Genomic DNA, 24,891 nt, shown 5'->3' on the forward strand with positions numbered 1-24,891 from the left:
TTTGGTGGTGATTTATTACGAACAGTTATCTTTAAAGCAAAAGAAATTCTTTTAGCTTTCCAAAAACTTTTCGCTTTTTTTTAGAGATCATTTGACTACTTACATTCAGTTTTTTTCCAATTTCTGCATCTGAAAGTTTTTTTAGATACTTTTCATTCAGAATGAAAAATTCTTCATTGGTCAGACATGAAAAACTTAATCGAAGTTGTTCATTCTCAAAATTCATTTCAAAAACTTCTTCGGGAGTAAGTCCCTTTTCATTAAACCATAGTTCTCCTGATTGCTCATTTTGATTGAACTCTGTTAATTCCTTAGATTCGTGAGAAAATATTTTACCCTGTTGTTTATAAAAGGCATTTGCTTGACGTTTTAAGGTAACAGTAACATAACGAATAAAGATATAAGTGATGTCCATTTCTGTTTTCATATCGCAAGCACCTCCTATATTTGGGACAGGTGATATTGCCAATAACCACGGTAAGCACGTTCAATAGGCAAAGACCGCTCTTTTAGCATTTTGGGTAAAATGTTGCAAGTTAAGTTCTTATAAGAAACACACAATTCATATTCCGTATTTAATTTTTCCAATAGTTGTTGATTACTCAGCGGTACTGGACTTTGCTTTAAAATGGATAATATATTTTTAGATACACGATCAAAGGAAATATGATGCTGTGTTTTATTTTTTTTAAACAAATAGTCCTTACTTTTTATTTTTTCTTGCTCGAATACTGAAATTACTTTTTTGTCTCCAGACGAAACTTTATCGGGTGATTGATCTACAGAATTTAATTCATCCAAGCGCTGTTTTAATTCAGAATATTGTTTACTAATATCTCTCCTTTCTGCGATTAATTCTCTCATTAATTGGTAGATACACTCTTTTTCTTCTTGTATGTTTAACATAAAAATCCCTCCTAAAAGGTAAATAGGAGGGAGGATCACTTTTGAAACTAAAAGTGTCGAAATAAATTATTTTTTTGAAGAATTTTAGCTAAATTTATGATTGAAAATAAGGTGAATAAGGTAGAATATTTTTTGTTAATTCTTCAAAATTTAAATCATTGATAGTTTCTAGTAGATTGGTAGTTTTTTCATCGAATTCAGGTTGCATTCCACCACAAATTCCAGCACTAATTGCTCCAATTGTATCAGTATCCCAACCAATATTGGCACTAATTTTTGCAGCCTCCATCGGATTACCTTGAGCTAAATCAATTACTGCAAAAACTGCAGGGATTGTTTCAATTGTTTCAACGCTTGTTCCTAATTGTTCATAAATCATTTTAATTGCATCTTCTTTTTTCTCATTTCGAACAATATTTTTAGCGTATTCCATTCTGAATTTTAAAGAAGAACTAGGGTAGTCCCACCCCTTGTGCTTACTAGCATCGACAGCTTTAAAGGCAATGTCCCAGATATCATCAATACTTGTACCTCCGCTTAATACATAGCTCACACATGCAGCTACCGCACTTGCACCAGATATAGCAATGGTTGTGTTATGTGTAGGTAGGCAAATTTGATAGACTTTTTCTACTAGTTCATCCATTTTTTTGTAGTCAGATACAATACCAATAGGTGCAATTCTCATTGATGCCCCGTTTGTAGTACCTTCTCTACCTGTTTTTTCTAAAGGAACCCCATTTTCAATTTTTTTAAGTGCTTTTAATGTAGATGGACCAGAAACATATTCTGAAACACCTGAATGATCATTCCATTCTTTTAGTTTATTAACATAGTGTTCAGCTGTTAAGTGACCATTTTGCTCAACAATAGAATTTAAAATCATAACTGTATTTATGGTGTCATCAGTTACAGAACCAGCTTTCATAGTTCTTCCTAAAACATCATTCTCATCGCTATCAATAAAAGTAGATAAACCATCAGGGAATGCCGCTCTAATTTGATCCTGAGACCAGCATTCAGTTGGCATACCCATTGCATCACCGACAGCACCTCCTATTAATAATCCTTTAATTTTCTTTTCTAATTCTAAATTTTTCATGAAACAATTTCCTCCCTAATATTGTTTTTTATAAATTCTTTTCCTTTTTCTTTAAAAGGAATAAGAGTTAACAGTGGTGATAGTTCATCGACACCTAAGTTATCTGTTTCTATAACATCTAAATAATCAGATGAATTCGTTACAATAATAGCTGTCTCTGTTTTATATCCAGCTTTTGATATAGAGTCTATATCAAATTCGAGTAAAATATCTCCTTGCTTAACAATGTCTCCTTGTTTGAATTTAGGATGGAAATATTTGCCATCTAACTCCACAGTATCTACACCAACATGAATTAATAATTCTATATTTTTGTCTGAATTAGTGATTCCTATTGCATGACCAGTAGGAAACATTGTTGTTAAAGTTCCGTCAAAAGGAGCGTATATTTTTCCTTCTGCTGGATAAACCAATATGCCTTTCCCCATAGACTCGCTAGAAAATATATCATCTAAAGCATTTCCTAAAGCTGATACAGTTCCTTTTAGCGGAGAGTTTACTTCATAATCTTTATAAGTTTTTTTAGGCTTCTCCATTATTTCTTTTTCATCGGCAGGATCTTCATTAAAAGTAAAGTACGTGAGTGCAAACGAAACTAACATTGATATTGCTACCGCTATTAGGCTGACAAACACCCCTGAAATATTTCCATTATTAGGATTAATGAAACTAGCAAAACCCAAAAATCCGAATGAAAAAGCAAACATATCTGCAGAGAATAGGGTTATAATCACGCCACCAATAGTTGCTCCAATCATGGAATAAGCGAATCTTTTAACAATTGGTAACGTGAACCCATAAATGGCCGGTTCAATAATACAAAAGACACAAGAAATTAATGCAGGAACGCCCATGGCTTTTCTTTGTCGAGATTTCGTTCGTATCATAACAGCTAGAACCACAGCCATTTGAGCAAAAGAAGCTGGAAACCAAGTCGCCATAAGATAGTCGCTACCAGTATTTGCAAGATTTGTAATAGCGATTGTAATCAATGGCCAGTGAAGTCCTAAGACTACTAGCGGTTGATAAATCAGTGCTACAACAACGGCAGTTACGATTGGAGAGAAGTTATTTAACCCTGTTACTCCAGTTTCGATAAGCAAGCTAGCAATATTTGTGATTGGACCTATAACTAATATAGTTATAGGAACTGAAATGAATATAGTTAGAAAAGGAACCAGATCATGTGCCATTAATGGCGAAATTCTTTTCTTAAAGAAATGTTCAATTTTTGAAGCAAAGAAAGTTGAAAAAATAATTGGAATAACTGTTGTAGTATATCCATGTTCTGGGAACATAATTGGAATACCAAAAAATGTTTTATAGATCGATGATTCCAAAACAGTTCCTGAAAAAAGAGTATACAAGGAATCGCCTTCGGTTAAATTAGGTAGTAATTCTGGCATAATCAACGCTGCACCTAAAATCATCCCCACAAAAGGACTCATTTTAAACGTTTTTGCACTGGTATAACCTAAAATAATTGGAAAGAAATAGAAGACTGCTTGTCCCATAGCTCTTAATATAAAATAAGCACCATCATTTTGAGTTAGAAGATTAGTCGCAATCAAGATAGCAGTAATTCCTTGAATTAATCCACCTGCTACTAGCAGACTAATTACTGGAGTAATAACTTTTGTGATGATGTCGATGAGTTTGTTGAGTCCACCTTTTTTTTCTTCATTGTCCCCTTCATTGTTGTTAGAAATACCTGTTAATTCCAATATTTCGCTGTAAACATCAGCTACATGTGTTCCAACTACAACTTGAAATTTTCCACCAGCATTTTGAACCGTAACTATCCCTGAATGTTTCATTAATTTTTCTTCATCAATGAGTGAATTGTCTTTCAAGTTAAATCGCAAACGAGTCACACAATGTGTTAATTTATTTATATTCTCCTTTCCACCAACATTTTTAATAATGAATTCCGATAGTTCTTTGTATTTTCCCATAAGAGAGTTCTCCTTTCATATAAAAAAGCAACACCGAATCAGCAGCAATGAGGTAGATTACTTCATTGCCATCTCAATTCAGGTGTTGCCTGCCAAACAGTTACAATCCTGTGTACGTATGCTATTTTATTAGTCGTTGTATGTGTAACGTAAGGTACATTTTCTCATCAACAGTAACAGGTTGATGGAATTTTTTTTGAGTGTATTCAGCGATATCATCAACACAACTACTAACTTCTGAATATTTTTTCTTTACTTGTTCGTATATGGATTGATCATCACTTTCTTCTTCTAACTCATTATCTAAAATTCTATTTATAAAGAATTTTAAGTGTGTAAGGAATCTTCCAAAGTTTAATGAATTTGGTTCGATCTGGATATTAAAATGAGTTTCAATTATTTCTACAGTGTCCTGTATAAACTCTGTTGTAAAAATTGTACGAGTCATTTCTTCATTGTCGTATTGAGCATTAACAAAGTGAAGAGCTATGAATCCTGCTTCATCTTCGGGAAGTAGAATATTTTCATAGTATTTAATTAGTTCAAGCGAATGTGTTGCAGCTTTAAATTCTTTGGGATAAAATCTTTTGATTTCCCATAAAAGAGCATTGCTAACTGGAATAGAGTTTTTGTACCTATCAATCGCATAATTAATATGATCTGTTAAACCAATATAAATAATATCATTAAATTTTGTTTGTAATTCTTTTTCAGCAGAATTCACAATTTTATTTGTTAGTTCAAGTTGATTAACAGGAACTTCATTCAATAACTGTATAAACTGATTCATTGTTTGATCGGATTTAATTACAAATAATTTCTCTATTTTCGCTTTTTCTATCACATCACCTCTTTTTTTTTGAAAAGCAATTCCTCTACCTAAAACGATATGCTCTAGCCGTCCAACATCTTCTGCCAAAATAATATTGTTATTGTATATTTTCTTTATTTTCAACAATTAGCACCTCCTTTTAGGGAAAAGAAAAAAGACCAGTATAATACATAGCAGAAACCACAAAAGTGTCCCTCTTTGCATTATAGGTCTTGCCTGCTTAACAGTTACAATCCTAAAAATATTTCGTTTTTATGACTTAAGTATATATTGGAAGCGTTTAGTTGTCAATGGCAGTTTGAAAAAATAATCGTGATTTTTGAAAACTACTAAATAAATGAGCTTTAGAATACCTATGGAGTTCCATAGCCCATGATATAAGGACTGTCCCTTCCATAATTTTGTCTAGCAATAATATCTCCTGAATTCCCTTCAATCGTGTAGACAGTATTTTTTTCAAATTTTTCCACAATACCTACATGATCACTGACTCCATCACCATCCCAATCAAAGAAAATAATCACTCCACTCTTCGGCTCTACACCAGCGTTTTGCCATTGATTATTCGCTTTAAAATTACTTATTCCAGTTGGACAATAGGCAAATCGCTCCATCTTTACATTTGCTTTTTCTGCCACATAAGAAACAAAGGTTGCACACCATTCCACACGACTGTTAAAGCCATACCATCTCCAGTATTTTTCGCCACCTTCATGAATGCCTTCTCCTAGTTCATCTGATGCAATCTTGGCAATTTCGGAATTTCCACCAGTGCCAGTATTACTAGAATTGGAAGAGATATATTGCTTCACAATTTGACTATAAAACATGTTGCCATACGCATAGCGGTAATCATAACCTAAACCAATTGCCACTGGATTTGTGTAGGTAACCGTCTGTCCATTTGCTTGATTTTTGGAAAATTGAATGGCACTCTCCAGTGAATAGCTTTTTCCTGAATGACTCAAAAAGCCACCTCCGAAATTGTACGCCTGCACAATGTTTAAAACCTCATACTCTCGATGCCCTTTCCACATATCCGCAAAGTATTTAACCCCGACTTCTATTGATTCATCGGGGTCTGTTATGGAATTTGGTGGTCTCCCTAGGCTTTCACTGCATTGCATGATATCGGGATATTTTTCAGAATTCCCTCCTGTTTCTACCATGATAATTCCTAACAGATAGGGTACAGCTTCGGGTATCTCATTTTTAACCGCTTCTTTTGTTACTTTTTCTTTCCAACGAAGCACCACTTCTGGAAGGTTTTGTTCCTCTTCTGTGCCTGTAACACTAGTTGAAGAACTTGCTCCTCCAATCAATAGAATAAAGACAAAAAAGAAACCTAGTAGAAAAAGTGGCATACTCTTAGATAGCTTCATAAGCTGATTCCTCAATAGTTTCTACTTCCTCGTATGTTTCTTGTCTAAGCTCACCCATTTCTTTTGCTAATTGCTTGGCTTCTTTTGGTTCTACAGGTATTGGTTGGTGCTGAGGTTCAGAAGTAAAGCGAGGCGGTTCAATCTGATTGTCTCTATTTTCTTCGTTCGGGTATATCTGATGCTGCTCAGCTTTCTCAGAACTAGGTTGCTGGTGAAGGAACGCCTCATCCATTTCTTCCACTGGCAAGACTGTTTCTTGCCCAACTGTTGATACCACTGACACTGGTTCTATATCGTGTTCACCATAAGAATAGACTTCTTCTTTTTCACCAAGATCATTTGACTCTTCATTCTCTGAGTCATTTATTGATTCAATCACAGGCTCTGTTGATGCTGTATCAAATGAAACAATTTCTGGAGAAGTAGTGTCATTTCCAGCTTGAACCAATAAATTATCTTGGAAATCATTCTGTCGGTAGGCGTAATCTAACTCTACGCCTGAACGAAGATAATCATTTTCTGCGGTTTGGGTCTTATACGCTTGTTCTGCCAATCGGTTCTGTTGATCTTCACACTGCTCCATCTGTTGTTGCCGATTATTGGCAGCTCTTTTAGGAAAGCTAAAATCTCGTAGTTCTGTTTTTCCTTTCGTCAATGAACGAACAATCTGTCCTTTATTTTTCCAGATAAACAATCCTAATAAGACTTTGACAAATAAACCTACTAACATGGTGACAATATTTGTAACGACAAAGAAAGAATCCAATAGATTGATAATGGAAAAGAGTAACCCAAAACCAAAGCCTATCCCAACCTTTGAGGCAAACAACGTCCCCAGCATCATAAAGCCATTTTTTAACAAATGATGCATATTAGGAATCAGTGCTAAAAAGAGCAAGGATGGAAAGAGAAAAATGATCCCGTAAATCAATAGCTGAATCAAAATATTGGCAACACCTATTAATAGCACCGCAATCCCTATCACAAGTAACATTACAAACGTATTCAGTAATACAGCGACTTTTTCCGTCATACGATCCGAAGTCAGGTAAGAGTTTTTGTCAGAATCCTGTTTGATTTTTTTCTCAATTTCTTTCGTTTTTGCTTTGCCAAAGGCTTCTCCTTTTTTGACTAAATACAGCTCAAATTGTTCCTTTGTAATGTCTGTTTTTCCAAAATTGAGTAATGCATACGGCTTAATGATAAATTCATCAAAAATCAGGTTACGAATATTACTCGTGCCATCTAGCTGCTGCCCACCACCAATCAGTTTTTCTGTTGCGCTTTGATTACTGCTGTTTAGGCTACCGCTTGTTAAATCTACTAGTTGCCCTTGAACGTTCTGTGAAATCGTATTGACCTCTTGGACTTTTGTTGCACCATCTGAAAAAAACGCTATGCTCCCAGCATAAATCAATGTAAAGATACCAAAACGAATCAAGGCTTTTGTAATTCCTTTTTCAAAGAAGTCCTTCACTGATATGACAATTACAAAGGTAAAAAGTAAGATACCTAACACGCTAAATAATTGGTTGTAGATGGAACCAGCTGTAGAAAACAAATCTGGCAGTATCCCATCCAAAAGATTTAAACTAAACAATTTATCAATGACATAATCAAGTGCAAGAACCATATACTTAATCAGCCCAAAAGCAAGATTAATTAAGGCGTTTAGAACACTTTGTAAATTCTCATTGATACTAAACCAACCTCCCTTTTCAAAGAAAGACTGGAAGGAATCAATATCAAATACATCTTTTAACAATAGACTAGCTCCCTTCTATGCACTAAAGGCAGTTTCCACGTCTGCACTTGAATTTTTCTTCACGGTCTGCAACATTTGATGCAATTCTTCATAAGGACAATAGACCAACATTTTCCCAACCCGTCCTCTTAAATCTAAATAAAGACAATGGTACTTAGGCAAATTCTTTAGCCATTCAATGTTCTCTTCACTCACTTCTAACCCTAAATGACGAAGAATTTCTTCTCGCTCATCTTTATCATCATAGGTAAAAATACGCCCAAAATTCCCTGTGTCGTCTTCTTCTGCGGTATCTTTTACAGACTGTGTCACAATAATAAGAGTATTGTTAAAACTTCGACCAACTCGGCGCATAGACTTAATAATCGCTCGCCCATTTTTTGACGTGTTAAAAATCCAACTTTCATCAAAAAGTACCACGGTGCTTTCTTCCCGATCTCGCAAGCCAAATAATTCACAGAACTTCCCAATACACATCATTAACATAATTGATTTTCTTTGGGTAGCGCTGTAATCACTACTTAAGGTTTCTGCTCTAGGCATTTCTAGCCCTAACACTTCTAGTACTGTCACTTTGTTATGCAGATTCAATCCTTCATTTTCACCATAACTAAACGCCAATTCTAAGATAGACCCTTGAACAGATTTTTTAATCAAATTAGCAGTATCTCGGACTTCCTCATTGGTATTTTCTAACATAAAATCAACCACATGGAGAAGTCCGACTCGTTCCCCACCATCTCGTTTCTTTAAGACAACCTCAATGCCTTCCAACATAGCTAGGCGAGATTTTTTCTCTCTAGCATTAGTAAAATCATACAATTCTTCAAATAAATCTTGCGCCATATCTTTTGCGGCAACTCGATTCGGAATAAAGCAAATAGGATCAAGAACGCCTTTATTACTCTCTTTGTCTGGATCAAGTCGTACTTGATGGAAATGCTGCTGAACAAAGGTGCACGTTTCAGGGTATTTTTTCTGGTAAATTGGATCATTGATCACTTCCATGATCCAATCAAAGAATTCGGATTTTGGGTCAACATACAGCCCTTTTCCTTTCATCAATACAGAGAGGAAGAACACAAACTTAGCCAAATAGGATTTTCCATTTCCTGTGGGTCCTGTAATGGCAATGTGCGGACTATTCGCTTTCTTATCAGCGATATCACTTTGATTGCCAATAGAAGGATTAAAGAATACTGGCTTACGACTGGTTTTCGCAATTTCTTTAGGCGTTAAATTTCGTGTATTTTTTAATTCTGAAACCATGCCAATTGGGATGCCTACATTGTCCCCAATTCTATTTTCTACCCCTAGCATTAATTCGCTGATACCTTCTACGGTGGTGTAATGAATCCAATTCTTTTCGGGTCCTAATTTATTTCCAGACAAGAATTGGTGAAATAGAAAGACTTGATCAGCTAATCCTTTGACAACATCCACGTTGCGAGACTGGCAAAGAGAGAGCACCGTACGAATTCGGCTGCGACACTCTTCTGGCGTTTGACCAAAGACACCAAAAAGCCCCAACCATTTAATGACTGGGACTCGTAAATCAATTTTATTGTTTAAATCAGTCAGGGTATACCGATTGAACCGACTGGATTTCATTTCGGCATCCCCCATTGATAAGGTTTCTTTGGCGCTATTTTTTAAGCGTTTGGATGCCCTAGAAGATTTCCCTTTTAATCCTTTGCCTCCTTTCAAAGGCTCGAAATGTGCCTTCAATCGGAACTCTACTGGAAACGGCAGACTTTGAACAAGCTCTACCGCATGATTAAAGGCTAAGTTCGGCGCAAATTTATGAATCGGTAATAGCGCAATATAACTGGTTCCTTCCAAACTTCGTAGCTTTAACAAACCTTGTTCCTCTGTAGGATCAAGAATCGTATCGGTTAATGAATATCCTTCTTTTTCAATAAAATCACTATCAAAAGAGGTGTCCATCCCACGAACATAAGGATAGCGACAGACTTGTAACACTTCTTTTTCAGTTAATCTTCGACCATTGATCGCCCCGACTAATTGAAAGACTTCTGCTTCAATGATACGATAACGTGCCAAAAAATCCTCGTCAACGGTCATGTGGTACTGCGCAATCGCTAAGAGTTTGCCTGCATAATAATCCACCAATTCCATTGCTTTTCCTTTAAGAGAAGTGGCAGAAGACAGACTAGACAGCTTCACACCAATGTAAAATTTCTCTGTTGTAATCACTCGTAGCTGACTTTCTAATTCAGACAAAGTGCGATCAATTAAGGCATCGCCCATGTCTTGGGCTTGTTCATCAAAGCTCTTAGAAAAAGCAGACAATCGTTCATTAAGATTATATGAATGAGGGTTAAGAAATAACTCAAAGTCTTCAAAACGCCGCAAACTTTGAAGAAACTGTTGCCATTTTCGCTTGTGTTTTTCTTGTACTTCTTTGTTTTGACCAATGACATACTCACTTGGACACGTAAAGTATGCCCACACCTCATTTTCTGTCGTAATCAGCACATTGCGGTACACTTTATGAAAGGGTTGTTTTAATCTCATGCTTTTCCTCCTTTTACAATAATCGAGTAATACGTTTGCGTATGGATTGCTTGATTAATGGTTGGTATTGCTCTTTCAACTTGGGCACCTCTGTCAGTGGAAGCAATCCATCTGTATAGTGCCGATGAAGGGTCTTTTTCATAAGCAATACCTCATCATCTGTTTCAAATAATTCATAGAATCCTTCTTCTCTTGTCTGTATCGACTCAAATTCATGAATGAGTTCTGGAACAATGACTTCTTTTATTTCCTGTTTCACTTGATCAACGGTTATGGTACTCATGGGTCTAGGTTCCTCCTTTATTATTAGTTGTTTCAATGTGCAGCGGTGATAAATTGCTTTTTCTTGCTTCATTGTTTGAAGCTGCTCATGGTATAACACCTGATGCTTCATGACATACGTCACTAAATAGCTCAGGTAATCTTTTAGGAAAATGTCGGCTCGTTTGCCATCTGGTTCCACACGATTAAACAATTGAACCAATCCATAGGGAATCGCAATAGAGATCATAATCACCAACTGATTCATTCCAAATAAAAGCAATAAGCAGCTGAAAACCAGCGCAAAGCCCACAGTAGCGACAGTAAAATCTTGTGCATAGACCACAAACGGTAAATTGACATTTTTCGCAATTTCTCGAATCATATAGGGGGCATTAAACGGCTCACGATAATCTAAAATCTGTTTTTCTCTGTTCATGGTTATAACCCAAAATAGCTTTTTAGATTAGACAATGAATTTAGAACACTGGCTGGGTCTTTAATCACGGCATAAATAATGCCACCAAAAAACAGAATCGCAAAGCCTTGTATCCACTTTGAATTCATAAATTCTTTAATGACTAAATAAACAACAACGACACCGAAAATCGGGGCAATCCAATCATTCAAAATGTAATTGCTAGCTTCTTTTGCGTTCGCATCGGCATAAGCCAAAGGCGAGATTGAAAAGAATAAGAAAATCGCATTACAAATAGCTGAGAGTTTCATTGTTAGAAGTTGCTTGTTAGAATAGCGTTGATTCATTTAAATTCCTCCTAGATAATGCTGTAATTTTTCAATAAAGTACGTGTTGTCTCGGTGTTTCAGTCCTAATGTCATCGTTTCTAGATGACTACTTTTAGTCTGTCCATCCACCAGTTTGAACGTGACAAAGACGACAATCTGCTTCTCACTTATCAAGGGTTCAATCGTCACATCTCCAATTTGATAATCTCCAGTCAATAACTCTGGTTCTTTCATCAAAAAGCTCATGTCCTCTATCGAATCTGAAACATACTTTTCAAGAAAAGCTTGCACAAAACTAGTAATCGCCTTTTCCTCTTTGTTATCTAGTCGCTGGTACTGAGAACGATCGATTGTTGCTTGAAGTGTTTTTCCAGATATTAAAGAAGGTTCCATTGAAAAATAAGGATACGCAGTAATCTTAAACGAGTGATTGTCTAATTGAGTAAACGGGATATTCACTAGCGTTTTCGTTTCACTTTTCTCGTAATCAATGTATTTTTCTTTGACGGTCACTTCTTTGTTTCCTTCTTTTTTCTTCACTTCTCGTTCTTTTGTGACAGGTGTAGTAATTTCATAAGCAATCCTGTATTTTGCGATCGTTTGTCCCTGTTCACTCACCAAATCATAAAAATCAGCAGATAGTAATTTCCTCTCAAGTCCTGTATTTTTCTCTTCTTCCAGCTCAAAGTTGAAATAGGTGTCTTGTAACGTATCAAGCCTCTCCCCAAACGCTTTTTGATCAGCTGAAATCGAGATATAGGTCGTGATAAAGGGATGTAAGAACTGCTTGTATAATTCAGATGCAACAGGTGTACTCGTATTTTTTGATAGTTCTTTTTGGATGGTTTTGGTTAATGCTGCTTGTTCATTTTTTATCCTTCCTTGCATCTTGGAAGACTGAAACAACGCAATTGGACCACTTATCACTAAAAAAAGTGTCAGAATCAGAACACTCAAACGAACAGTTCGGATACTCGCTGCTTTTTCTTCTTTTAGGGCAACTGGTTTTGGTTGTTTTTTCTCTTTTATAAAGTTCATAGAGTCACTCCTTGTTTTTTAATGTAAAAAAGAGAACCCCTTTAATAAATAAAGAAGTTCTCTTGTAGAAAGCTGAATCCCATAAATTTTCAAACGACTAGGTTGGGAACTAAACAGATAGGTTGCTTTGTAAAGATCGTAGGAAAAACCACGATATAAACCAGTCTCACTAAAGCGCTCCAGTCCTTCAATATAAAGACTCGTATTCTTTGACAACATTCGTTCAAAGCACAGCTCCCTTTTAGGCTGAAACACTAAATTCTCTCGTTGTATCAATTTCTTAACCGTAAGAAATTGTCGAGCTTGTCGCTCAGGAATTTCCCCTTCCAAGCAAATAAATCCATAGCGCTTCAATTCCTCGGCTAATTGTTTCTGGTTCATGTCATGACCTCAATAATGGTATTGTCATTCGCTTGATAGAGCCTGCCATCTTGACGTAAATCTTCTCCAATTCCTTCATAGTCAATATTCCATTTGATAATATCTGGTACACCAGAGAGATAGCCAAGATCATCCATTAGTTGTTCGGCATAGGACGTATATGAATAACAATCAGCATAGATGTATATTTCATCAATCTGTTCAAAGGCTTCTAACAGATCATTGAAAAAACCAGCATCAATTAGTTCCTCCAGATACTTAATCGTTTCATGTCCTTCGTGTTCGTCAAACTGTTCAGCTACTTCATTCATATAATCAAAATCTTCAAAATTAAACAGCTTAATAGGCGCTGAGTAGTCGTTTATTTCATAGGCTTGTTCATCTTTTAATACTAACTTTTCTTGTACCACTTCCCACAGAATAGGCAGCTCAAACCAACGCCCTTTATGTGTTTTAGGGTTCTCAATATATAACTCAATCATATCGTTCACCTCTCATTCAAATAAAAATTGGGCGAGTAACTGTTCCACTTCTTGTTGTGTAACGGATACAGTTATAGAGGATACAACCTCTTCCTCTTCTTGTACTAACAACTCTTTAATCGTTGTGGTCAACTTCGCCAATTCCTCTTGGTCTTTTTCTTTCAATTCTGCTTGTTTAATACGGGTCATTAGTTCATCCGTACCAAATGTTTGATCCATAATCAAAATTTTCTTTAGCGTTGGAGCAAGATAATTGGAGAGCCAGCGTAATGACTTTTCATAATTAGGCTTCTCTCCTTTCATGGTCAGCTTCAATTCTTGCATACTTTCAATGACCAGTCGCCAATTAGTACTGTATTGAGTACGCAGCCCAGCTTCATCACAGTCGTAAACTTTGATTGCCGTGTCAATTAACTCTTTGACGACCCACTCTAGTGTTTCACCAGTGGATAATAAATATTCGACAAAAAGATAGGCTTTTTCATCTGCTAATCGAATCTCATAACGATTCTTAATGCCATACTTCTGACGAGCCATCTCTACAGAAATTAGTTCGTTTTTTGCCAGCTCACAGTCCTTTTGGTAGAAATTTAGATAAAAGGGGGATTGTCGTGAACCAAAATAAAGAGACATTCCCTTATTTAATCGTTGCCCATTTTTTATCACATAGCCTCCTGTAAAATCAAAGTTGCGAAAAGTGGTATCAACTAAACCTTGTTCGTATTTTTCTTTCAGTTCAAATAAATCATAGTTTGGATATAACAATGAAACTTGTTCATCTAATGCCAAATCAATTCTAGTAATCTTTGTATCAATTATTAGATGATTCCCAAAAAGATTCGTTTCATACAGCCGCCAAAAGAACTCTGTCCATGTTTCTTGTTGCTCTTCCAACACTAGCTCATATTCACGACATCCTTGACCTCGTAATTCAATCATGACACCCATATCTAAGTTTTCAGGATTAGCGAACACAAATATCTCACTAAAACAATAGGTTTCTGTATAGTGATTAAACCCATAATTTTTATAAATAAACACATCTGGATTCATTCGTAACACATTTTCAATAACTTGGTCTGGTGCATGAATCTTAAATCGAATTCGAAGAAAATCAATTTTTGCTTGCATCGGAAGAAGTCCTCCTTCTATACAGAATGTCTGGTTGATTCGTTCAATAGCAGCTTTTGTGAGTGCGCGCTTCCCTGTTTCAATCATGGATAAATAAGATTTACTCCAGTGAAGCTTCTCAGCAAATTGACGTTGGGATAACCCTAGTCGATTGCGTAATTGTCTAATCTCTTGATTGGTCATTTTTAGCCTCTTACCTTTCTTGTACGTTCACAAAATCAATCCAAATCGTTCACAAGTTTAAATGTCCATTCAAGCTTGGATACATAAGGTTTTCTGATGATTTTGTGTCCTCATTTTTAAAAAGTTACCCCCATGTTATTAAGTGGGGGTAACGGGTTAGAGCGAGCGTTGCTCGCCCTAACCTCTACACAGTCACAGACAGGATACCTGCCTGTTCCTTTTCGTTCTACCGCCACCCGTTAAGACGTGCGGCTTTCACAAGGAAACCTTGTTCATAGACGAAGTAGGGCGTATCAGCTCCTTCCATCCGCTGAGACAACGAAAAAAGGAAAACGAAACACACTTCTGTACCGACCCCCAAAAGTTAGACCTGAAAATCTAACTTTTGGAGGTTTTTTTGTATGGCAAAATACAGTTTTGAATTTAAACTTAAAATTGTCCATGACTACTTATCTGGTCAAGGAGGCACACCGTTTCTCGCAAAAAAGTATGGGTTTAAAAATAATTCTCAAATAAGTAAATGGATTAATAGCTATAAAGAATTTGGTGAAGAAGGATTACTTCGTAGTCGGGAAAATAAGAATTACTCTGTTCAATTTAAGTTAGATGCGATAGAGTTGTATTTAACTACAGAGTTGTCCTATCAAAAAGTAGCCAATCTTCTCAAAATGAACAATCCACCATTGATTGCGAATTGGCTTAAAACATATCGTCAGTTTGGTATAGATGGACTTTCTAAACAGAAAGGACGTCCACCTAGAATGCCTAAGAAGGAATTAAATGAAGCCCAACCATTACCAAGTGAACAATCTCAATTAGATAAACTAGAAAAAGAAAATAGAATGTTAAAAATTGAGAATGCCTATTTAAAAGAATTGAGGAGGCTACGTTTAGAGGACGAACAAAAAATGAACGAATCGCCCGAATCATTCACAGCCTCCGAGGACACTTTCAATTAAAAGATATTCTGGAAACCTTAAGGTTTCCAAAAGCCACTTACATGTACTGGCAAAAACGTTTAGACAGAATAAATTCAACACAAATGATTGAAGAAGAAATTCAAGCGATCCGTAAGGAACATCAACATTATGGCTATAGAAGAATAACACAAGAATTGAAGAGACGTGGATTTCAAGTAAATAAAAAGAAAGTGCAGCGATTAATTCAAAAGCTACAGTTACAAGTCAATGCTTTCACTAAGAAATCAAGGAAATACAATTCATATAAAGGAACCGTTGGTAAGATCGCTAGAAATTTGATTCATCGCCGATTCAACACCTCTGTTCCTCACCAAAAAATCACAACAGATACAACTGAATTTAAGTACTTTGAAGCAGATAAAGCAGGTATTCTTCGTCAGAAAAAACTCTATTTAGATCCATTTATGGATATGTATAACCGTGAAATTTTAAGTTACAGTCTGTCTAATCAACCAAACGGTAAAACGATTATGAGCGGTCTAGAAGAAGCTATCACTCAAACAAATGATTGTCCCTATCGTCGCACCTTCCACTCTGATCAAGGGTGGGCGTATCAAATGAACGCCTATATACAAACATTAAAGGACAACAGTATCTTTCAAAGTATGTCTCGAAAAGGAACCTGTTTGGATAATTCTCCTATGGAGAATTTCTTCAGCATTCTAAAGCAAGAATTGTATTACGGTAAAGTCTATCAAAGTCAAAATGAGTTAAGACAAGCAATTGAGAACTACATTTATTATTATAATCATCATCGGATTAAAGAAAAACTTAACTGGAAAAGTCCAGTCGAGTTTCGACAATTTAATCAACAAACTGCATAAAAAATAGAGTGAAAAAATCCACTCTATAAAAAGTCTAACTTTTTGGGGTCACTACATTCTCTTCCTTTCCCTTTTTTCATTGAAATGGGTTAGTTTTCCATATATTTGTTTGTCACTATTTAGCATCATATTTTGGCGTGACTCCCCTATCCCTCCGATCGTATTACTTCAAATGCTTCTTGTGCCTCTTCAATTTCCTTAGCAGTTGGATCAACCTCTCTGGTATCTAATAGTTTCATCGATTCAATCTTTTCAAATTCCTTTAAAAAGTTATAGCCTCTAGGAACAAGCGGCGCATAGAATTCTCTTGGTACAGCTGAACCATCATCCACATACCCTCTTCCTTTGATTGACTTATTGATGAATGCCTTATTTTTTTGATCCGATCCAAACGTCATATAATAGCCCTGTTCTTGAAGCTTTCCAACACTCACTCGAAACAGGATATTATCTCGAATCCCTCCACCAAAATTCTCTGCATCAGGGCGTTGTGTCGCAAGAATTAAGAAAACACCTGCTTGACGAGCCTTCAATACCAATTCTTTGACATACCCTAAAATTGCATCCTGTTCTTTATAATTTAAGGTTCCAAAAAAAGCCGCCCATTCGTCTACGATGATGAAATAAGGCGGAATATCATAATAAGCAAAGTTCTTACCTGTTGTATAGGTTGGGAGAAGTTTCATATAGACATAACGCCGATTCATTTCTGCTACAGCATTTTTTAAGCAACGAGTAATCCATTTTGTTCCCGTAAAGACATGCCCCTTAAACAATTTAAGGTCTTGTAAATCCTTTAAATCTGCTTCTTTTGGGTCGCAAATATCAACTGTTCCCACCTTTACTAACGCTTGAATCAATGTCAAAATCAGGTAGGTTTTGCCTCCTCCTGTGCCGCCTGTGATCAACATATGTGGCACTTCTGCATAATCCCAAACCACGCCATCCATTAGTTTTACCTGACCATTTACGGCAACACAATCTGAAATAGCAATCCGTTTACTAATGACATCGATCATCAAAGAATAGGTTGTGAAGCCCATTTCTTTTTGTACATTGATAAAATCAGCAATATACATTTCTTCAAAGGTTTTCGCAATCTTTTCAAATCGATCATGCCACTTCATTCCATCTGTTGGAACCGTTAAATAGAGAATCTCCTTAGTGTTCCGATAATAGACTTTAGGGAAAATCATCTTTTCTGTGGTTCGCTCATTTGATTTCCGTTCCTTCTTATCATATAAGCCGTTACTTTTTAACATCCGTGCCAACATTTGACGTTGATAGGCTCGATAAAAGAAACCACCTTTGAGAAAAGATTGTCTTCTCCCCCATAAACAGATGAACAACGGAAGTAAGAGCAATAAAAAAAGCCCTCCAACTGGAAGAAGGAGAGCAGCATAATCTATTGATTGTTTTTCAAAAATTTCACTTACTAATGGATATAGTACAAAATAGCCATAGGCACCACTAGCAAGGAGCGCTGGAGACCACATACCAAACAAGTAATGACGATAGAGATTCAAGTGATACGGACGGATTCTGGTGCCTCTATAGTTTAGAAATTTCATCTCGTATTACCCTTGTGAAGTTCCAGCTGGCTTTTGTTTTTCAGGTTTCTGATGAAGGACCGCTACCTTTTTGATCCCTCCAGCTCGAATTTTAAAGGCTTGTTCTGATTGAATGGAATCATTGTACCCAGCGTAAGAAGATAGCCATGCTAATGCAGTCACTTCACCTGTCAGTTCAATTTCATCATCATAAGAAAATGAAGCTAAGTCAGTCGTATCTGGCAATGCAATATCAATTTGATCATTTTTTGCTTCGGAATAAACTGTCACACGTTGCTCTCTTACCATTTCTGTTCGGTTACCTTCGCCATCATTTTCATAGATAGGTTGAGTGCTTAAATAATAACAAATTCCAAATGTTTTCTTAATATCAAAATCCTTAATCGTGTTTTCTTCAAATTTTAAACTCATTTATTTTTCCTCTTTTCTAGTTTAGTGTGATTAATTGCTTGGCAAAAACTTGTAATTCTAACGTTCGACTGGCTGTTCCAATATTATTTCGTTTGGCACTAGGAACTAACGTAGCATCCTTCAACTCCACTTCTTTTCTTCCATCAAAGCGCTGTGAGTTTCTCAGATTAGGCACAATGATTTCAAAGTCTGGGTGTAGTGCAGATGAAGCAGTGAAAATACGACAAGGAACTCGTTTTCCTTCAACATAAATTTCTCGTTCCTCTTTTACCGTAGCTTTGATTTTAGCACCCAACTGTTGTTCCTTTAAGGCAATACTTGTGACACGATTTGACATAGTTGATTCCTTCTTTCATTTTTTATTTTGTTTTATTTCCTTGTTTTTTCTTTGCATAAAAGTAATAGCTAGCAACACCCATCAGTAGCAAGCTTCCTAGCGTAATTCCTAAAATAGACATTGTTTCACCTGTTTGCGGTAAACTTCCTTTTTCGTTTGGAATGAGCTGATTGGTCATGGTACATTTGATAATCTCGCCATCTTCCTTAATTTCAAATTGAATCGGTGTTTCGTCTAATTGATAACCCGAAGGAGCATCAAATTCTTGGAAATAGTACACACCTTTTAGTAATTCTTCAAAGGTAAATTGACCTTGGTTATCTGTTTTCCCTTCAATCACTACTTTCTTATCTTTATCAAGAATACGAATACCCGTATTTGGAAGAGTTTTTCCATTCGATACGTCTGTTTTCGTTAATTCTGCAATTCCTTTAACCAAATGGTTTTTAAGCTCTAGTAACACGATTGGCTCATCTTTTGTAGGTTCTTTAGAATCAGGCTCTTCGGTCTGCTCGATAATTTCCTCTTCCTCACTTGTTTCTTCATTCATTGTTTCACCAAGAAGCTGACCTTTACTATCATAGGCTTGAACGCCCTTTAGTGTAGAGATAATTTGATAGGTTTCAGAAGAACCTACGTAATTCTCAGAAGATGGTTGCTTTTCTTTCAAATAGAACGTTCCGACAGGTACATTCGTGAACGTAGCCAAAGAATCCTTATTAACTGTGACTGTTTGAATCACTTCTTTGTCTTCCGTTTCTAGGGTGAAAATAGCACCTTCGCCATTTCCAGTGAAAGTAAAATCATAGCCATTTTTTTCTTCTAATGTTGCTTCTTCATTTACTTTCTTTAATGAAAACTGATTAAAATGAAGTTTATTTAACAGTGGCAGCGATTCATCCTCTTGACTGTCTTTAGGTGCATAGAGTTCAATAATTTTTTCTGTCTCATGATCCGTTGCTTTAAACTCAAATTCATGATGAGTCGTATCAATATCATGGTTTTCTCCAGCATCCAATTCTTGAATGTAGTACCTTCCTTCCATTAGTTGTAGATTAGGAAAGACAAGCTCCCCATCATTAACTGTTCCAAACGCTAATAAAGCATCAGTTGGTACAATAGTGTTGTCAGTGATTGGATATTCTTGGTTCGTAAATAAGCCAAATACTTTGTCATTAGCCTTCACTTCTTCTAGTACTGGCACATTTTCCTTCCAGCCCTGAATTTGTTCTTCATTTTTATAAACAGTGATCTTTAGCTGTTGAAAGTCATTCTTTGCTTCAAGTGATTGAGAAACTAATTCAACATTTTGCCCTTCATAGGTAAACTCAAAAGGCAGAGGTGTTGTATTCATCAGGTATCCAGCAGGAGCCGCTGTTTCAATGGCTTCATATTTTCCTAGATATAGCTTAGGCATATTGATTAATTCACCATTTGCATCTGTTTTTACAGTCGCAACAACACTTCCTTTTTTAGCGTGAACATAATCACCTACCTTAATGTCTTCACGAGCTTTAATAGTAAACGTCACATCCGCTAGAGGAACATAATCAAAGCTAATGTCATGTAGCTTTCCATAATCAGAATCCGTTGTGGTAACTGTGGTCGCTTTCTGACCTGTTTTTTTTAATTTTAGTAATCCTTGTTGGGCTTTATTTCCAAACACTACTTCAATTGTTTTATTTGGTTCTATCGTGATTTCTTTTGATTCTCCTTTATTCACAAACCCTTTATTGGCAGTGACTTCGGTTATTTTTACTTTTGTGCCAGCTTTTAGGTCATTGATTTGAGCAAGACCATTTGTATCAGTCACAATTTCTTTTGTTTGTCCGCTATACTCAAATTTCATTTTCGTATTTGGTACAGCTTTCCCAGTATCTTCATCTACTTTTTTCAATTTTACATTTCCATTGAGATTCACTTTGATCGCTAAATTCATTTCTCCAGCATTGGATAATTTAAATGTCGCTACAGTCTGTTCACCAGGTTTCTTGTAGATGAAACTTTGACCTACTTGATCTTTTGGCACCATACTGTATTGAAGCTTGCCAGACTCTTTAGAACTAGCCGTAGCAGTCAATTTCAGCGTATTTCCATTCTTTTCAATTTGCAGGTTTGCGGAATTTTCTAAAAGATTACCATATTTTGATAAAACATTGTTTGTATCTGTTAGCGTGATAGAGTCACCAACATTTAAGGTGATGCTCTGATTCGCAAAACTTGGCTTAATTTTATGATTAGCTACTTTCGCTAAAATTTCATTTTTGCGATTTGCATAGTTTGGAAGTTGAGTGGTTAACAATGTATCACCGAACTCTTCCCAAATAATGTTTTGAGTGATTCCATAATTTTCCATTGTAGGACTAATTTGATAACCGTAATATGAAATCAAAGATAGCCGTTCTTTTTCAGCACTGTTTAGCTCAGAAGGTTCAAATCCTGAGCCACCATTCAGTAGAACACCGTGTTCAATACAAAAAGCAGGTTGATTATCTGCCTTAATCATGTGCACACCTTTATCTGTCCAGTGTAAGCCCCCTAGTGAAGCAACATGCCAAGTAGAAACATAATCTCCAATTTTTTCATAATTGACCGAAGCCGCAAGAGCCGTTATTGGGGTAATAAAAAAAGCAATCATCACTGTGAGTACACCCACTAGCGAGATCGCTTGTCGTCTTTTCTTATTCATTTGTTTTCCTCCTCTATTTGTTAGAATTGTACTTCCAACTGGTGGAGCTCGTATTTCATATTTTATAATAGTCCCTCCAAACAAAAAAAGCTAAATCATTAGACTCAGCTTTCTTTAATTGCTACTATTAAAAATTATATTTCATCTAACTCAAACAAAATTAGTTCTTCGTTCTCAATTTTTTTTCGTTCTGCCAATAGATCATTTTTTAACTGACTTAACCCTTCCATTAATTTATACCTACGTGTTTTTTTTATTGTAGGATAAAGTAGTTCATCTTCCTCAATAGTTTTCATATCAAGAATAATTCTGAAATTTTCGTTATCATTTCTTTTTATTATTTGTAAATATTTAGACAAATCTTGTTTAGTATAAGTAGATCTACTCACTAAATTACGTATCTCATTTTGATTTAAAATTATTATTGGTTTAATTGTTCCTGCAGCTACTATTGGATTACCTCCATACTTATAATAAAAACTTAATCTGTTTAAAAGTATCCTGACCTTCTCTCTATGAAAATCTGATCTTGGTGACAGATATAATTCAAAATGAGTATTTCCTTTCTTCTTCACATTGAATGCATAGATGAAATAATGCTGAAAATCTATAAAGTTTTCACTATTCTCAATTGACTCAATCAATGGTAGTAAAATTCCTAAATTAATTGTCTCCGTATTTTTTAAACAGTCTAGTTCATACATATAGTCAAAAGTCGTTGAGAATAGTCTAATATTGGAAAAATAAGAGCTAGTTTCAGATAAAATATATTTTGAAATAAAACCCTTTTTTCCTTTCTCAGACAATTGATAAATGTGATACGCAGCAAAAAACTCCTGAAAAATATTATGGACGTAATAGTAGTTCTGTCCTTCTTCATACAGCAAGCATAGACAAACTTTCAAATCAAAAAGAATGTCATTATCCGAAATCTGAGTATTTTGATTTACCCATGGGTATCTTTTAATAACTAATCTGATATACTTCAAAATTGTTTCTTTCGAAAATTCTTTTGATTGAGCATTAGAATGAAAATAGGTAATGAAGCAAAAAGCTGAGAAAAATTGTAGCATTTGCTCTTCACTGAAGTTAGAGCGAAACTCTCGTTGATAACTTAATTTAGATGCATCATGTTGTTCATATAAAACTTTGAAGGCATCAATTAAAAATTTACTAATATCTTTGGGAAAATTTGGATTTTGCTTAAAAACTTTCAACATCAAAACTAATAATAAAGGGTTTGCAACTATAGATTCATATTTTTCATAGAGATCTTCGTCTAATTGAACGAGAAATTCTTCTTTAATATCTGGAATATACTCAATTTTTCTAATAAAGCTGATTGCCTCAGCTTTTGTAAATCCTTTTAATTCTAATTGTGTGAGGGAAACAATGTTCTCTAAATTCCCTTTCGGCATCTTTCTGCTAGTGATAACAAAATTATTTTCACCATATTTTGTCATAAAATCATCAAACTCTAGCATGAATAATTGACTTTTATCCGAAACGATTTCATCATATGCATCAAAAAGAAATAAAAATCGCCCTCTTTTTAGCATAAATTCAAATAAATCATAATCCAAATCAAAACCTAAAGTGTTCATCTCACTATAAATAAATTTAGATAGTTTTCTTCGTTCGTACTTCTCATTATTATACTTACGTAATTCGATGTAAATTGGTATTCTTTGTTTACTTTTTTTTTCATCAAACAAAATTTGTAGCATTAAATATCTTAATAAAGTAGATTTTCCTTGCCCTCCATGCCCTGTGACCCAAATATATTTTGCATTACCAATGAATTTTAACAAATCTTTTGATTGGATTTCTTCTTTTTCTTGAAATAAAGAAGTAGGTTGAAAAACTTTCATCAAGTCTTGTTCTTTATCATTAAGAATTGTTCGAATAATTCGATACTTTTTTTCACATCGTTGAAAATATTGTTTGAAATTTTTATTATATTTAGTTTCAAATTGCTCCCATTTTTCAACAGCTTCATTTACAATCCCTTCACTTAGTTGCTCAAGATTGTAAGCAAGTAGAGTGGTAGCTATTAAATCAAGAACCATAATTACTCCTCCAGTTTATTTCAAAATTTTTATTATGAAATGCTACTATAAATATATTATACAGGGAAATGATTCAAAAAGAAGCTTTCTGTAACAATTGTTTTTTTAGCTCACATTTATTAGCTACTATAAAAATTTAATTGGATAGTAATTTTAATGGTTAAAAAATATTGTTCACTTAAAATAACAAAAAAACATCCTCTTTTTGAGAATGCTTTTTGCTTATACAAATATCATCAAAATTTTTGAGCAACATCTCTAATTTATTCAGTATCCTGAATAAGCTTACTAAAAAATAAATCTTTGTAAATGGACTGATCATGGAATGATAGATATTTGAACTTACCATCTTTTTTTCCAAAATAACCTCGAAAATATATTTTAATTTCTTCATCACTATCTGCATATTTTGAAATAATTTCTTTATTTTGTCTCATTGCTCTATCCTTGTTTGTAAAAATTGGATTTTCAGGAAAATCAGAAAAGACTACTTTAAGTATTGTTTTCTTAAATATAGTAATTTTCCCTACACCCATGTAAATTCTAACTTTAGTTCCCACACTTGTTTCTGAGGATGGAACAAATAATTCATTCAAAGAGATCAATTCATCCTTTATTCTAACTTGTTGCCAATCATTATCAATCATTGGATCAGAATATAGCTCAACAAAACTCGCAAGTGAATAGATATTTCTAGTTTCTCTAATGGTTCCGTTTTTTGTAGTACTATTAGTTTCATTTGTCACTATTGTTCCATTCTTATCTTCAACCTCTGTTTTAATAGTTGATGCTACTTTATTTAGAGATTGTGACATACGAATAGTACCATCTTTTTGAATCGTTTTTTTAGCCAATTCATGTTCAGTGCTAATTTGTTCTTTTCTATCGGTAGCCGATATTTCTGAACAATCTATATTATGCAGTGCTTCACGATGAGAAGTGGTAAAGTAAAATCGTTTCCCTTTTGGTTCACCAAAATTTGTACAGGTTAACTGAATTGCACAGTTAGGGTCTATACAATGAAAAGACTTTTTGTCCGTTATTTCACCCTTCATTGACTTCCTATAAGCCACTTTTGCTGATACCTCTTCACCAAGCTCTTCACTGAATGCTCTCTCTACCATAAACCATCACCTTCAAAATGTTTTTAATCACATTATGTCAATTTTGTTTGAACAATTCATGAAATAATATAGCGTTTTCTGAGAATAATAAACAATATAAGAATTACTCACTATTTAATAAATTTTGGCTATCTTTCAAATTGGGATCAAAGTAGAAAATTGTGCTATACTCAACATTACAAT

The 24,891-nt window shown here is 35.0% G+C and carries 20 protein-coding genes and 1 pseudogene; 1 reads left to right on the forward strand and 20 read right to left on the reverse strand.

Going from position 1 to position 24,891, the window contains the following annotated elements; all coding sequences use genetic code 11:
• Positions 1 to 31: 31 nt before the first annotated feature.
• The 14 genes from AC4BB5_RS10255 to AC4BB5_RS10320 all read right to left on the reverse strand — a co-directional run bounded on the left by AC4BB5_RS10255 (position 32) and on the right by AC4BB5_RS10320 (position 14,703).
• A complete protein-coding gene (locus tag AC4BB5_RS10255) occupies positions 32 to 427 on the reverse strand; it encodes a sigma-70 RNA polymerase sigma factor region 4 domain-containing protein (protein ID WP_490456058.1) in 396 nt (131 codons plus the stop codon).
• Between the two features lie 14 nt (positions 428 to 441).
• On the reverse strand, positions 442 to 906 hold the full coding sequence (locus AC4BB5_RS10260) for a hypothetical protein (protein WP_490456059.1): 465 nt from the start codon (positions 904 to 906) through the stop codon (positions 442 to 444).
• 94 nt (positions 907 to 1,000) lie between these two features.
• Positions 1,001 to 2,008: an ADP-ribosylglycohydrolase family protein gene (locus tag AC4BB5_RS10265; RefSeq protein WP_490456060.1), complete on the reverse strand. Its 1,008-nt coding sequence runs from the start codon at positions 2,006 to 2,008 to the stop codon at positions 1,001 to 1,003.
• Complete coding sequence (locus AC4BB5_RS10270; RefSeq protein WP_490456061.1) at positions 2,005 to 3,963, reverse strand: beta-glucoside-specific PTS transporter subunit IIABC; 1,959 nt, start codon at positions 3,961 to 3,963, stop codon at positions 2,005 to 2,007. The genes AC4BB5_RS10265 and AC4BB5_RS10270 overlap by 4 nt, the downstream gene beginning before the upstream one ends.
• A gap of 121 nt (positions 3,964 to 4,084) precedes the next feature.
• Positions 4,085 to 4,918, reverse strand: a complete 834-nt coding sequence (gene licT, locus AC4BB5_RS10275; RefSeq protein WP_490456062.1) for a BglG family transcription antiterminator LicT — start codon at positions 4,916 to 4,918, stop codon at positions 4,085 to 4,087.
• 230 nt (positions 4,919 to 5,148) lie between these two features.
• Complete coding sequence (locus tag AC4BB5_RS10280) at positions 5,149 to 6,177, reverse strand: lysozyme family protein (protein ID WP_490456063.1); 1,029 nt, start codon at positions 6,175 to 6,177, stop codon at positions 5,149 to 5,151.
• Positions 6,164 to 7,942 carry a CD3337/EF1877 family mobilome membrane protein gene (locus AC4BB5_RS10285; RefSeq protein WP_490456064.1) on the reverse strand — a complete coding sequence of 593 codons (1,779 nt, stop codon included), beginning with the start codon at positions 7,940 to 7,942 and terminating at the stop codon, positions 6,164 to 6,166. The genes AC4BB5_RS10280 and AC4BB5_RS10285 overlap by 14 nt, the downstream gene beginning before the upstream one ends.
• A gap of 15 nt (positions 7,943 to 7,957) precedes the next feature.
• A complete protein-coding gene (locus tag AC4BB5_RS10290) occupies positions 7,958 to 10,480 on the reverse strand; it encodes an ATP-binding protein (RefSeq protein WP_490456065.1) in 2,523 nt (840 codons plus the stop codon).
• A gap of 13 nt (positions 10,481 to 10,493) precedes the next feature.
• Positions 10,494 to 11,180, reverse strand: coding sequence for a TcpE family conjugal transfer membrane protein (locus tag AC4BB5_RS10295; protein ID WP_490456066.1), 687 nt, complete (start codon positions 11,178 to 11,180; stop codon positions 10,494 to 10,496).
• Between the two features lie 2 nt (positions 11,181 to 11,182).
• Positions 11,183 to 11,506, reverse strand: a complete 324-nt coding sequence (locus AC4BB5_RS10300) for a TcpD family membrane protein (protein WP_490456067.1) — start codon at positions 11,504 to 11,506, stop codon at positions 11,183 to 11,185.
• Positions 11,507 to 12,526 (reverse strand): conjugal transfer protein, encoded by a 1,020-nt coding sequence (locus AC4BB5_RS10305; RefSeq protein WP_490456068.1) that lies wholly within the window; start codon positions 12,524 to 12,526, stop codon positions 11,507 to 11,509.
• 18 nt (positions 12,527 to 12,544) lie between these two features.
• Entirely contained in the window at positions 12,545 to 12,907 is a 363-nt protein-coding gene (locus tag AC4BB5_RS10310; RefSeq protein ID WP_490456069.1) for a hypothetical protein, read from the reverse strand.
• Positions 12,904 to 13,389 carry an antirestriction protein ArdA gene (locus AC4BB5_RS10315; RefSeq protein WP_490456070.1) on the reverse strand — a complete coding sequence of 162 codons (486 nt, stop codon included), beginning with the start codon at positions 13,387 to 13,389 and terminating at the stop codon, positions 12,904 to 12,906. The genes AC4BB5_RS10310 and AC4BB5_RS10315 overlap by 4 nt, the downstream gene beginning before the upstream one ends.
• 12 nt (positions 13,390 to 13,401) lie before the next feature.
• On the reverse strand, positions 13,402 to 14,703 hold the full coding sequence (locus AC4BB5_RS10320; RefSeq protein WP_490456071.1) for a replication initiation factor domain-containing protein: 1,302 nt from the start codon (positions 14,701 to 14,703) through the stop codon (positions 13,402 to 13,404).
• Between the two features lie 401 nt (positions 14,704 to 15,104).
• On the opposite strand from AC4BB5_RS10320, the pseudogene AC4BB5_RS10325 reads away from it, so the two are divergent.
• A pseudogene (locus tag AC4BB5_RS10325) lies at positions 15,105 to 16,507 on the forward strand (IS3 family transposase).
• 146 nt (positions 16,508 to 16,653) lie between these two features.
• On the opposite strand, the gene AC4BB5_RS10330 reads toward AC4BB5_RS10325, so the two are convergent.
• The 6 genes from AC4BB5_RS10330 to AC4BB5_RS10355 form a co-directional block, all read right to left on the reverse strand.
• Positions 16,654 to 18,078, reverse strand: a complete 1,425-nt coding sequence (locus AC4BB5_RS10330; protein ID WP_490456072.1) for an FtsK/SpoIIIE domain-containing protein — start codon at positions 18,076 to 18,078, stop codon at positions 16,654 to 16,656.
• Positions 18,079 to 18,084: 6 nt separating this feature from the next.
• Positions 18,085 to 18,489, reverse strand: coding sequence for a DUF961 family protein (locus AC4BB5_RS10335; RefSeq protein WP_490456073.1), 405 nt, complete (start codon positions 18,487 to 18,489; stop codon positions 18,085 to 18,087).
• A 16-nt stretch (positions 18,490 to 18,505) separates the two neighbouring features.
• Positions 18,506 to 18,826: a hypothetical protein gene (locus AC4BB5_RS10340; protein WP_429976361.1), complete on the reverse strand. Its 321-nt coding sequence runs from the start codon at positions 18,824 to 18,826 to the stop codon at positions 18,506 to 18,508.
• 22 nt (positions 18,827 to 18,848) lie between these two features.
• The gene (locus AC4BB5_RS10345; RefSeq protein ID WP_490456074.1) at positions 18,849 to 21,515 is read right to left on the reverse strand and encodes a SpaA isopeptide-forming pilin-related protein; all 2,667 of its coding nucleotides are present in this window, start codon (positions 21,513 to 21,515) and stop codon (positions 18,849 to 18,851) included.
• A gap of 134 nt (positions 21,516 to 21,649) precedes the next feature.
• Complete coding sequence (locus AC4BB5_RS10350; RefSeq protein WP_490456075.1) at positions 21,650 to 23,584, reverse strand: NACHT domain-containing protein; 1,935 nt, start codon at positions 23,582 to 23,584, stop codon at positions 21,650 to 21,652.
• Positions 23,585 to 23,847: 263 nt separating this feature from the next.
• Positions 23,848 to 24,708, reverse strand: coding sequence for a hypothetical protein (locus tag AC4BB5_RS10355; RefSeq protein ID WP_490456076.1), 861 nt, complete (start codon positions 24,706 to 24,708; stop codon positions 23,848 to 23,850).
• Positions 24,709 to 24,891: the final 183 nt, after the last annotated feature.

This window comes from Enterococcus sp. AMC1252, from assembly GCF_058216515.1.

Excerpts from the sequence above, each read along its gene's own strand:
- AC4BB5_RS10320 (WP_490456071.1), bottom strand. The coding sequence starts at position 14,703 with ATGACCAATCAAGAGATTAGACAATTACGCAATCGACTAGGGTTATCC.
- AC4BB5_RS10310 (WP_490456069.1), bottom strand. The coding sequence starts at position 12,907 with ATGAACCAGAAACAATTAGCCGAGGAATTGAAGCGCTATGGATTTATT.
- AC4BB5_RS10350 (WP_490456075.1), bottom strand. The coding sequence starts at position 23,584 with ATGGTTCTTGATTTAATAGCTACCACTCTACTTGCTTACAATCTTGAG.
- AC4BB5_RS10330 (WP_490456072.1), bottom strand. The coding sequence starts at position 18,078 with ATGAAATTTCTAAACTATAGAGGCACCAGAATCCGTCCGTATCACTTG.
- AC4BB5_RS10270 (WP_490456061.1), bottom strand. The coding sequence starts at position 3,963 with ATGGGAAAATACAAAGAACTATCGGAATTCATTATTAAAAATGTTGGT.
- AC4BB5_RS10300 (WP_490456067.1), bottom strand. The coding sequence starts at position 11,506 with ATGAATCAACGCTATTCTAACAAGCAACTTCTAACAATGAAACTCTCA.
- AC4BB5_RS10255 (WP_490456058.1), bottom strand. The coding sequence starts at position 427 with ATGAAAACAGAAATGGACATCACTTATATCTTTATTCGTTATGTTACT.
- AC4BB5_RS10260 (WP_490456059.1), bottom strand. The coding sequence starts at position 906 with ATGTTAAACATACAAGAAGAAAAAGAGTGTATCTACCAATTAATGAGA.
- AC4BB5_RS10295 (WP_490456066.1), bottom strand. The coding sequence starts at position 11,180 with ATGAACAGAGAAAAACAGATTTTAGATTATCGTGAGCCGTTTAATGCC.
- AC4BB5_RS10345 (WP_490456074.1), bottom strand. The coding sequence starts at position 21,515 with ATGAATAAGAAAAGACGACAAGCGATCTCGCTAGTGGGTGTACTCACA.
- AC4BB5_RS10265 (WP_490456060.1), bottom strand. The coding sequence starts at position 2,008 with ATGAAAAATTTAGAATTAGAAAAGAAAATTAAAGGATTATTAATAGGA.
- AC4BB5_RS10340 (WP_429976361.1), bottom strand. The coding sequence starts at position 18,826 with ATGTCAAATCGTGTCACAAGTATTGCCTTAAAGGAACAACAGTTGGGT.
- AC4BB5_RS10315 (WP_490456070.1), bottom strand. The coding sequence starts at position 13,389 with ATGATTGAGTTATATATTGAGAACCCTAAAACACATAAAGGGCGTTGG.
- AC4BB5_RS10355 (WP_490456076.1), bottom strand. The coding sequence starts at position 24,708 with ATGGTAGAGAGAGCATTCAGTGAAGAGCTTGGTGAAGAGGTATCAGCA.
- AC4BB5_RS10280 (WP_490456063.1), bottom strand. The coding sequence starts at position 6,177 with ATGAAGCTATCTAAGAGTATGCCACTTTTTCTACTAGGTTTCTTTTTT.
- AC4BB5_RS10290 (WP_490456065.1), bottom strand. The coding sequence starts at position 10,480 with ATGAGATTAAAACAACCCTTTCATAAAGTGTACCGCAATGTGCTGATT.
- AC4BB5_RS10335 (WP_490456073.1), bottom strand. The coding sequence starts at position 18,489 with ATGAGTTTAAAATTTGAAGAAAACACGATTAAGGATTTTGATATTAAG.
- AC4BB5_RS10305 (WP_490456068.1), bottom strand. The coding sequence starts at position 12,526 with ATGAACTTTATAAAAGAGAAAAAACAACCAAAACCAGTTGCCCTAAAA.